The organism is Marinagarivorans algicola, from assembly GCF_001292705.1.
Taxonomy (GTDB): domain Bacteria; phylum Pseudomonadota; class Gammaproteobacteria; order Pseudomonadales; family Cellvibrionaceae; genus Marinagarivorans; species Marinagarivorans algicola.
Genome location: NZ_LGAK01000075.1, coordinates 1 through 10,248, shown reverse-complemented (window position 1 = coordinate 10,248; position 10,248 = coordinate 1). Strand labels below are relative to the sequence as shown.

General features: G+C 44.3%; 7 protein-coding genes and 1 riboswitch. Of the genes, 1 reads left to right on the top strand and 6 read right to left on the bottom strand.

The annotated features are described in order from the left end of the window. Window positions 1-379: 379 nt before the first annotated feature. On the bottom strand, window positions 380-1,759 hold the full coding sequence (locus AC438_RS15955) for a M60 family metallopeptidase (RefSeq protein ID WP_053982260.1): 1,380 nt from the start codon (window positions 1,757-1,759) through the stop codon (window positions 380-382). Between the two features lie 466 nt (window positions 1,760-2,225). On the opposite strand from AC438_RS15955, the gene AC438_RS15950 reads away from it, so the two are divergent. Beyond that, window positions 2,226-2,828, top strand: a complete 603-nt coding sequence (locus AC438_RS15950; RefSeq protein ID WP_202904784.1) for a LysE family translocator — start codon at window positions 2,226-2,228, stop codon at window positions 2,826-2,828. 234 nt (window positions 2,829-3,062) lie between these two features. On the opposite strand, the gene AC438_RS15945 is transcribed toward AC438_RS15950, so the two are convergent. The 5 genes from AC438_RS15945 to AC438_RS15925 form a co-directional block, all read right to left on the bottom strand. After that, window positions 3,063-3,848, bottom strand: a complete 786-nt coding sequence (locus tag AC438_RS15945) for a thiazole synthase (protein WP_053982258.1) — start codon at window positions 3,846-3,848, stop codon at window positions 3,063-3,065. A gap of 2 nt (window positions 3,849-3,850) precedes the next feature. Then, the gene (thiS, locus tag AC438_RS15940; protein WP_053982257.1) at window positions 3,851-4,060 is read right to left on the bottom strand and encodes a sulfur carrier protein ThiS; all 210 of its coding nucleotides are present in this window, start codon (window positions 4,058-4,060) and stop codon (window positions 3,851-3,853) included. 41 nt (window positions 4,061-4,101) lie between these two features. After that, window positions 4,102-5,172: an FAD-dependent oxidoreductase gene (locus tag AC438_RS15935; RefSeq protein ID WP_053982256.1), complete on the bottom strand. Its 1,071-nt coding sequence runs from the start codon at window positions 5,170-5,172 to the stop codon at window positions 4,102-4,104. Then, window positions 5,165-5,268, bottom strand: a riboswitch (TPP riboswitch). (Overlaps the previous gene by 8 nt.) 262 nt (window positions 5,269-5,530) lie before the next feature. Next, window positions 5,531-7,783 carry a S9 family peptidase gene (locus AC438_RS15930; RefSeq protein WP_053982255.1) on the bottom strand — a complete coding sequence of 751 codons (2,253 nt, stop codon included), beginning with the start codon at window positions 7,781-7,783 and terminating at the stop codon, window positions 5,531-5,533. A gap of 305 nt (window positions 7,784-8,088) precedes the next feature. Then, entirely contained in the window at window positions 8,089-9,744 is a 1,656-nt protein-coding gene (locus tag AC438_RS15925) for a purple acid phosphatase family protein (protein ID WP_053982254.1), read from the bottom strand. Window positions 9,745-10,248: the final 504 nt, after the last annotated feature.

Sequence of the window (10,248 nt, the reverse complement as noted above, 5' to 3'; positions counted from 1 at the left end):
TTTTTTGTGTGGCTATGATCAGTACAGTGGAACCCGCTACGAGCACCGCCGCCAGTGGGCAGTTCTTTAGCATCCATGCTATCACTGCATGAGTGATTCCCTTCACGTTACCGCACTCCCATTGAATTCGACCTGCCTGAGTATATACCCTAACGCCATACTTAATACTGTGTTGGTAGCTGTAAGTAATAAAGCCATAATTTAACGTGTTTTAGGTTGGGCGGTGTTAATTGTTGGACTGTTCTAGCAGGTGTTTTTTGGGGTGAGTGTCCTTGTATTATTTTCTTATTTACAAATTGCGTCAAAAACAATCTTGAGTAAAAAATTCGGGATTGTTTTTGAGTTACATGCTGGTTGATGTTGGCGATGTTGAATGACGTTATTGCGGTAGCTGCCATTCATCAAAAATAGGATTTAAATCACTGTTTGCACTACGGCTGAATCTATCACGTAAAAATTTCCAGCCAAAGCCTGGGTTTTTATTAAATTCAGCGTAAAATTGTTTAAACATTCCCCAACCGTGTTGTTCACGTAAGCTTTTAAAAAAGCACATGCCTACCCAAGGGTCATCATTGAAGGGTGTTTTAACATCGGCTAAGTAATTGGCTTTACGCTCAGTGCAACTCGATAGTGCATCGTTTACCGGTAAATTAAGCTTTTCTACGGTGTACAGTGCAAAAATATTAGGCCAGGCCTCTAGGCCGCCAAAGCTCGTATAATACCAATCGCCACCGGCAAAATTAAAAATATGACCCAGTTCATGGGCATAACCCCAAGTGTCGTTATAAGTTTCGCCGGCGTGTGTAATACGCACAGAAATATCACCATCAATAATACTTGGGTCTAAGCGTACGGGGCTGCCTGCTAGCATCCAGCCGGGCGCATCTTCGGTATCGCCCATCCACCGAATGGGTTGACCGTTATAAGGTTGTAGGCCTCGAAATTCTGCTTGTAGTTGGTACATTGCGTCTAGGCGGTTAACGGCACGTATGAGTGTCTCTTTATCGCTATTGGCAATATCGGTAGGTAGCGTGAGTACATTATATGTCCCCATAATTTCTACCCAGTCAGAAGACACAACAGAGTAGTCATAAGTCTGTGTATTTGCGACAGGAATAGTCGGCACTACGCGGCCGATATTGGAGGTGAGTGAGACGCGCACTTCGCCATCGGCATTGCGCCTATCTTCGTAGGTTTCGCCCAGGTCAGTGGATAAAATAGCCCCTAAAAAAACAATGCCATCTTTGGGCGCTACAAATTCAGCTTGTGTACCCACGCAGGTTATCTCTGTATCCTCATAAAATAACCCTATACGCGCAACCAGCGAACCTAAGGTGCAGCCGCGAAATTCTTTGTCTCCAGCCTTTCCTTGTGCGGTGATATATTCATTACCATCCATGCTCCATGTACCTTCTGCGGTAATAGTGACTGATTCGCCTCGGCTCAAAAAAAGCCCTGTATTGACCCAGTGCTGTGAGGCGGGCACATTAAAATGGCGCGTCCCATAATGAGTTGATGGGTTGAGTGATAAAAAAGTCCATGGTGACTCAGGTATTAGTTCGGGTGCTAGTGTATTGCTGTCACTTGATGATGCTTGGCTAGAGGACGAAGCAACATGAGTAGAAGATGCTTGATTGACACTCGTATTGCTCTGGCTAGATTCATTTTGACCAGAAGGTGAAGTAGCCTCATCCGAGCAAGCAGTTAACAAGGTGAATAGCAAGGTTAATTGTAATAAGGTTGGCATATAAGTCATCATGTGTGAGTGCTTTAAAGCATGCTAGCCTAGGTGTCACAGCAAAAACAAGTGCGGCTAAAACCTTATATCGGATAAAGGCTTTTTCATGCGTATTTATTAGACGAAGGTAACATTCGTGCAAATAGGTGCGTGTAGATAGGTGTAGCTCTCACCATTAAGGTTTGAGTCATTGGTTACTGAAGTTAGCGCAGTTTTTGGTGACCACTCGCCACTACAGCATCGCGTATTATGATATTCATCACATCACATTATGCTGTATGTGTTTTTATGGATTTAATTCTCAGCGGTTTGCAGGCTCTGGCGTGACAAAAATAGAGCCATAATGCAGTTTGATTGAAGTTCATTAATGGTTATGACTGGCAGCATTGTGAAGCACGAATTGATGTTTGAGTGTATAGTTGTCGCCTGAAAATCACGCATTATTTGGGTTGTAAGTACTATGAATATCGATACGCTGATAATATACATGTTAGTTTCATTTTTTTATATTATTAGCCCAGGACCTGCTGTTTTTTTAGCGATTTATAATGGTATTGATAGCGGTAGCCGGGCGGTTATGGTTTTTGCGGTGGGGAATAGTTTAGGGTTGATGCTTTTATCTATTGCTTCGGTGAGCGGCCTTAGCGCGTTACTGTTGGCATCGCCGGCATTATTTTTTTTGGTAAAAGTTTGTGGTGCGGCTTATTTGATTTATTTAGGTGCTCGCCAACTTTCATCGGCTAAGCAGGCGGCATCGCATAGCGCTATACCAATAGATGATGTTAAGCGTGGTTTGTTGTCTTACTTTAAAGAGGGGTTTTTAATTGCGGTGACCAACCCAAAACCCATTGTATTTTTTGCGGCGTTGTTCCCGCAATTTTTAAATGCAGATTATGCCATTGCGCCACAATTTATTATTATGACGTTGATTTTTATGTTTTTTTCGTTTGTGTCATTATCGGTTTATGGTTATTTGGGGAAGCAAGCGAGAAGCTTTTTAGCTAAGCCTAATAATGTGCAGTGGTTTCAGCGAATGAGTGGTATTTTGTTTATTGTGATGGGTGTCAGTATTCTTTTTGTAAAAAGCTAAAAACTACGCGAGGCTAAGATTTCTATTATTGGCCAACCTTTTAATGGTTTTTATTTGCCGTTATTTAGCCAAGCTAAAAAGCTTCACCAATAAGGCTTTGATAAATTATTTTTTGGGGTTTAAGCGCTGGGCCTTGTTGCGATAGCAATACTGAGTAGCTTATGGCTTATGGCTTAAACGGCCCAGTCCATGATTTATTAGCGTTCAATCCCAGTACCTCTGCATAGTGACCTTTTACTTTTGGTGCCAAAACGGCTGGCCAATAGTGGGCGTGCTTGGGCTGGCAGTTTGGCGTTTAACCATCAGGCCGCTTTCGTAAGCGGCGCGGCCGGCGGCAATGGCGCTGGCAAACGCTTTGGCCATAATGGGTGGCTGTTGCGCTTTAGCGACAGCGGTGTTGAGTAATACCCCATCAAAGCCCATTTCCATGGCTTCGCACGCTTGCGATGGTGCGCCTAAGCCGGCATCAATAATGAGCGGTGTAGTGGGTAGACGCTCACGTAAAGTGCGTAAATTATAACGATTAAGTAGCCCTTGGCCTGTACCAATGGGTGCGCCCCAAGGCATAAGTACTTGGCAGCCTACATCTAATAAGCGCTGGCACACAGCAAGGTCATCGGTGCAGTAGGGCAATACTTGAAAGCCGCGTTTAATGAGTTCTTCGGCGGCTTCTACTAAGCCAAAGGGGCAAGGTTGTAAGTTGTAATCATCCCCAATGACTTCCAGTTTTATCCAAGAGGTATTAAAGATCTCGCGCGACATCTCGGCTAGATTAACGGCCTCTTTGGCGCTTTTACAGCCTGCGGTATTGGGCAGCAAGGTGCAGCCAGTATCGCGTATAGCACTCCAAATAGCTTGGCCGTCTTTTTCTTGTGGGTTTTGGCGGCGTAGGCCTAGCGTTACAATATTACACTGGGCAGCTTTGACGGAGTCGACCATCGCTTGCGGTGAGCTATAGAGCGCTGTACCCAATAAAAACCGGCTATTAAATGTTTGGCCGTAAAGCGTGAATGCACTCATAGTTAGCCTCCTCCTACAGGGGTTACAATATCAAGGGTGTCACCATCGCATAACGTAGTGGCAGCATGTTGGCTTTTAGGCACAAACTCGCCATTGCGCGCAACAGCAAATTGATCGCCGGTATTTAAAGTGGCGAGCACGGCACTAAGGCTGGTATGGGTAGTGTTGTGTGTGTCGCCATTAATACTTAAAGTGATTGTTGGGCTAGTCATAATATTACTGTGTGGCCAAATCAGGTGAATATACAGGGTTTTTATGCACTTTTTAAGCTGTCGATAAACTGCGCAATTAAGTGCGGCGCTAATAAATAACCGTGGCGATAAAGCCCGTTAATACTGGCTGTGCCTTGCTGTGGCTGGTGGTGTATTGCTGGCATATTGTTAAGGTAGCTCGGCCTTAAGTTCGCATCGAGCTCTATGATACGCGCCTCAGCAAAGGCCGGGTTAAGTGTATAGAGTGCGCTGCAAAGCTCCATCATTGATTGCACGCTGACCGGCGAGCTGTCTTGGCTTTCTATTTCGGTGGCACCGACAATAAAGCTATTGTTGGGTTTGGGCACTATGTAGAGCTTATAGCGTGGGTGCATTAAGCGCACGGCATGTTGCAGCTTTATTTCGGGGGTTTGTACCCAAAGTACCTCGCCGCGCACACCGCGTACCGCCTGCGATTGTGCTGCGCCCACACCGCGCGCATCTACACACAGCGCGAAACGTGATAAATCAAAGCCATCGCATACCGCTTGGGGCTGAAATTGCATCTCGGCATTTTCGTGAATTTTACCGCCGAGCGCTACAATGCGTTGATGTAGGTTGATCATCAATTGACGGTTATCTAAAAAGGCTTCGTCGGGTAGTAATAGGCCGCGATTAAATTGCTGGCTAAGGTCGGGTTCGCGTTGGCGAAGCTCGTGGCCGGTAAGCCAAGTGGCGGTATTTTCATGCTGTAAATGGAAGTGTAAATCTTGTGCAAATTGCTCAAGTTCGCTTTCATCACTAGGGTGGGCTACCACTAGGCTGCCTTGGTTGTTGTAGGCCACCGGTGTTGCACTGTGCTTGTTTAAGGTGCTGAGCCACTGCGGCCAGAGCCCTAAAGAGCAAATGCCCATATCGTAAATGGCGCGTTCAGAGACTACCACTTCACTCAGTGGCGATATCATGGCGGCAGCAGTGTGTGCGGCGGCACGAGGGTATTTGAGTGAGCTTTTTTCAAACAGCTCTACACGTCGCTTTAGCCCAGATTGCTGAGCGTCTTCGAGTAACCGCCAAGCGAGTAAGCTGCCTACAAGGCCAGCGCCAGCAATAGCAATAGATGAGGGTATGGGCATATGACTTGTTCCCTACGCAGGTGTCATCCCGATCAGGTTCGGCGGGTTTCGTTACGATCTCAGCATGCGCCTAGCGCAGCACCCCGACAAGTAAAGCGAGTAGTTTAATGCTGAGTTTGACGTTCGTCTACGTTTGTAATGGCTTTGTTGATGAGCTGGGGTGGGGCTCAATAGCTTAGGACTTTCTTAGCGTTGCTGCTTAGCGTTGTTGCGGTGAAGCTAAAGGCGCTAGAGGTTTTATACTTATCGCTCGTACCGTGTAAGGCCTTAGAGGGCTTAAGTGGCCTAGTCAATGATGCGAATACCGCAATTGCAAAGGTGCCACACTGGTGACACCTTTGCCTAGCGAGCGTTTAAGTTATTGATCGGCCACATTAAAATGGCGATTAAAAAAGTTTGTAATAGTTTGATGTAGGTGCGTTTGAACGTGTTTGCCGCGCAGGCTGTGTTTAGAGCCTGGATAGGTCATCATTTCAAATTGTTTTTCTTGATCTTGTAATTGCTTAAATAATTTAGTGGCGTGGGTAAATAATACGTTGTCATCGGCCATGCCATGATAAATCATTAAGGGGCCTTTTAAATCCGCTGAATAAGGGAAGACGGCACTGGCTTGATAGCCTTGTGCATTGCTACTGGGATGACCTAGGTAGCGCTCTGTATAGTGTGTGTCATACAGTGCCCAGTCAGTCACTGGTGCACCCGATACACCTGCACTAAAGTAATCGCCCGCTTTAAACATAGCCATCAATGCCATATAGCCACCGTAGCTATGACCGTAAATGCCAATACGCGTTGGGTCTACATTATTGAGTGTACGTAAAAATTCTACTCCCTTAATTTGATCGGCCACTTCAATGTCACCTAATTTTTTATAAATGGCATCTTCAAATTTTTTACCACGATTGTACGAGCCACGATTATCTAACTGAAAAACAATATAGCCTTGCTGTACCATGTATTGAAAGTACAGGTTTTTACTGCGCCAGCTGTTTGTCACGCGCTGTGCATGAGGCCCCCCATAGACGCTGACAATAACCGGGTGTTTTTTGTTGTGGGCTTGGCTGTTAGGTTTGTGGCTAAGGCTGTTAGGTTTAAATAGCCGGTAGTGCATAAGCTGGCCATCATCGGCTTTTAGGGTGCCGTATTCAGGTTGTGTTAAATCGTTAATATAGGGTGTCAGTGGGTGGTTTTTGTCTAATTTGTTTTCTTCAAGCCAAGTGATAAAATCGCCGTTTACTTGACGTAATGCTGTAGCGTAAGGCTTATTGACGGACGAGCTATTATCAATGAATGTTTGGTTATCTTTTGCCAGCACCACATTGTGGTATTGGCCTTGCTCGGTAATGCGGGTAATGGCACCTTTTTTAAATAAAGGTGTTTGGTATAAATGACTTTCAAGCGGGGTATCTTTTCGCCCTGCAAAATACACAAGACCCTTTTGCTCATCAACCCCTTTTAGACTATCAACAACCCAATCGCCACGGGTAATTTGACGAATGAGCTGGCCATTAATGTTGTATAAATATAAGTGCTTAAAGCCATCGCGCTCCGAAGCCCAGACAAAGTGTTTTTTGTCTTTTAAAAATTTAAGATCAAAGTGTAAGTTGATCCAGGTATTGCTGTTTTCGGTGAGTGCTACGGTTTGCTTTTTGGTCTGGCTATCATAAAAACGCAGCTCCAGCTCTTGTTGCGAGCGATTTTGCCATTGGTACGACAAAGTTTTGTTGTCTTTTAGCCATTTGGCGCGGGCAATATAAATGTCTTTATCTTTGCCTAAGTCAATCCAATCTATGGCTGAGTTGCTAAGTGTGACTATACCGAGTGCGATAGTGACATTACGGGTACCGGTAAAAGGGTAGCGTTGATTAAAAAGTTTAACTTCATCAGCATAAATTTCATTGCGTATAGCTTCTTTTACGGGGGTTTCATCGACACGGGTAAAAGCAATTTTAGAATCATCATCGGCCCACCAATAGCCTGTCATGCGGCCCATTTCTTCTTGGGCAACAAATTCTGCCATACCATTTTTAATGACGCCGCCGCCATCTTGCGTGAGCTTTATTTCTTTGCCTGATTTAATGTTTAATACATAAAGGTTCTGCTCGCGAATAAAAGAGACAAAACGACCTTGAGGGGAAAAACGTGCATCGGTCTCAAAGGCTTCGGTAGTGGTGAGCTTTTGGCTTTTACCGGTGGCTAAAGCATAATAATAAAGGTCGCCATTAAGCGGAAACAATAATGCACTACCGTCAGTTGACCATTTATATTCGAGTATGCCTTTACCAAAAATACGTTGACGCTCGCGACGGGCTTTTTCTTCATCAGAGAGTGTTTCGGTACCTGTAAACAGCTTGGCCGAATCCACTAAAATGCGATTGGTTTTATCTTTGAGGTTGTATTCCCATAGGTCGTAGCGGTTATAGTCATCGACTTTGCCTTGTAGGTAGGTGACACGTGTACCATCGGGTGAGAATTTAAGTTGTACTGGTGACTTACCCGAAAGACTAGGGTCATCAAAAATGCGGTCTAACGATAACGGTTTGGCTGAGATATCAATGGCGACAGCCATTAATAGTAAAGAGAGTGAAAGATGCTTTATTATTTTTAACACAAGGCTGCCCTGAGTAACTTTAAGATAGTTTTGATGGTAAAGCTAAGAGGGTGTAACTGCAACTAAATGCGCTAAACACTGAGCGCAGGCGTCACTGTATTATTGCGATAAAAGTATATTGAGGTGTGAAGTTAGTGCATTTAAAGTGCTATTTGAGCGACTTGCAATCAATTTTGAGAGTGCGGATTGAGGTGTGGCTTGGTTGTACCATGAGGTCGAGTGATGCAAATCGTTGATGTGTTATAGCGCCTCCTTGCGCCAATTACTCCTATTGTGGTATTGGGTTGTTGGGCTCTTCTGGGTTGTTATGGTGTGTTATTCACAGATTGTGCATCACTTTTGGTAATACGAAAGAAATCTTTTTGCTCGCCACGATCAGTAATGAGTTTTGCTTTGAGTGTTAGTCCTTCAACTTCCAGTACCATCGAACCTAGATCGCGCATGCCTCTAACCATGACTGGGTGATCTAAGCTGCCGCTGTTACTGCTTTTAGCCGCGTTACCGGCAACCACATATATAGTACCTTCTTGTTTGTCATCATCGGTATTGGCCTTGAGTGGTTTAACGTATTCGCTTTGATGGCTGCTCATCGTAAACTGCGATGGATTATTACTAAACTCAGGAGATTCTTGATAGTGACCGCCAATTAGCATTGATCGCTCATAAGTATGGCTATGCCCGGTAAGGACTAAGTCGGCACTATACTTTTCTAAAATATTAACAAAGTTTTCTCGCATTAATTTCATTTCTGAGACGCCGCCCCAGTTATCATTAGTGCCATCAACGTCGCGTTCATTATCGGAATCATGAGAGCCTTTTGAATAGGGTGGATGATGAAAAAAAGCAATTAGCCAATCGGTTTTTTCATTGTTGGCATTTGCTGCGAGATCGTTTTGTAGCCACCTTTTCATATTATCTAAATCGCGACCTGCACTTTCAGAAGAGTCCAGATTAACGAAGTGAATATTACCATAATCAAAAGAGTGGAAGGCTTCGCTGTACGAGCTAACGCCACCGGCCTCACCGAGTGTGGGTAGGTTAAAAATATCGAAATAGGGGCCAAATTGGCGTGTTGCACTGGATCTGTGAGCGTCATGATTGCCATAAGTTGGCCACAGAGCCGTTTGCTTGAGCAATTTGGGAAACATATCAAACAGGTGGCGTTGGTATTCGCTTTGTTCACCGTGGTGATAAGCATTATCGCCTAGCATTAACCAAACATTGGTGTATTGGGTGCCGGCATCATTGAGATAACTTTGATAGGTACGTGTTAAGCCACCGCTATTGGCTCGTGAGTCTCCGGTATCACCCGAAACCCATATACGTACAGGATCGTGGGACCCTGTTGGAGGAGCTGTTTCAAAAAACATGTCATTATCATGTACGCTAGCGCGTGGCGATAAACCAACGGCATAATAATAGCGCGTGTTTGGCGTTAAGTTATCAATTTGTACACTATGCTCATGGCCGTTATTGTAATCACTGCTTGCTACTGCATTCATATTGCTCGGGCTTAAGCCGTAACGTACAACCCCTTTACCTTTAATACGGCTTTGCCAGCGCACAATCACAGAATCTTGGGTGATTGTTTGTAAATAAGGCCCGCGCTGAGCATAGAGGGTGTCAGTTATATAAGGCTGTTCAAGATTGTTGCAATCATTCACTTTGTGAACACTGATGCGTTTTGTTGATGTGTTAATGGTAATGAGTTGTGAGGTGTTTGATTCTACACCCCAGTCACTTCTTGGGTAGCTCTCATCCCAGTTTTCATAGCGAGATACTTTAAAGCGTGGCCTATCATTACCAAATTTTTGGCAGGTATGATAAATACCATCGCTGCCTGCCGTCATAGCTGAGGTGCCCCAGTTATTGGGCGTGCCTCTAAAAAACCAGTCAGCCTGAGCACTAATAGAGTGTAGTGCAAGGCTGATTAGCGCAGTACTCAAAACGATATGTTTCATTTGATGGGTCCTGATTTTTATTAGATATATGTGAATATTTTTATTAAATGGTCATTATTCAAAAGCCAACTAGATACTAATCAATCACTGGCTGAGTCGTTCAAGCTACCTGTGGAATGGCATGGACACTTACGGATTTCTAATGTCCTCAAATGATTTATTAATACTTTATTGGTGGTGTTTTTAGTTCGATTGAATAGTGGCATTAAAGGTTACTTTGTGAGTTCATAATTGTTGCCCCTACCTTAAAAATAACGGTATAAGCATGTAAGACACTCAAGTAGAGCGATAATACTTTGGGCTCCTTATTGTACCTTGGGTGCGACGGCTAAGTGAATGTAGGACGGTTGTGTATGAGTGCTATTTGCAGCTGGCACATGCTGGCGTACTAGCAAATGATTTTTTAAGACACTCTAATTAAGCGATGTTGTATCTGGTAGATATCGCTCAGTTTTAGGTGGGGTAAAAACTGATAGCCATTTAAAAATTTATTATTATAACAAC

Excerpts from the sequence above, each read along its gene's own strand:
- AC438_RS15955 (WP_053982260.1), bottom strand. The coding sequence starts at position 1,759 with ATGATGACTTATATGCCAACCTTATTACAATTAACCTTGCTATTCACC.
- AC438_RS15950 (WP_202904784.1), top strand. The coding sequence starts at position 2,226 with ATGTTAGTTTCATTTTTTTATATTATTAGCCCAGGACCTGCTGTTTTT.
- AC438_RS15945 (WP_053982258.1), bottom strand. The coding sequence starts at position 3,848 with ATGAGTGCATTCACGCTTTACGGCCAAACATTTAATAGCCGGTTTTTA.
- thiS (WP_053982257.1), bottom strand. The coding sequence starts at position 4,060 with ATGACTAGCCCAACAATCACTTTAAGTATTAATGGCGACACACACAAC.
- AC438_RS15935 (WP_053982256.1), bottom strand. The coding sequence starts at position 5,172 with ATGCCCATACCCTCATCTATTGCTATTGCTGGCGCTGGCCTTGTAGGC.
- AC438_RS15925 (WP_053982254.1), bottom strand. The coding sequence starts at position 9,744 with ATGAAACATATCGTTTTGAGTACTGCGCTAATCAGCCTTGCACTACAC.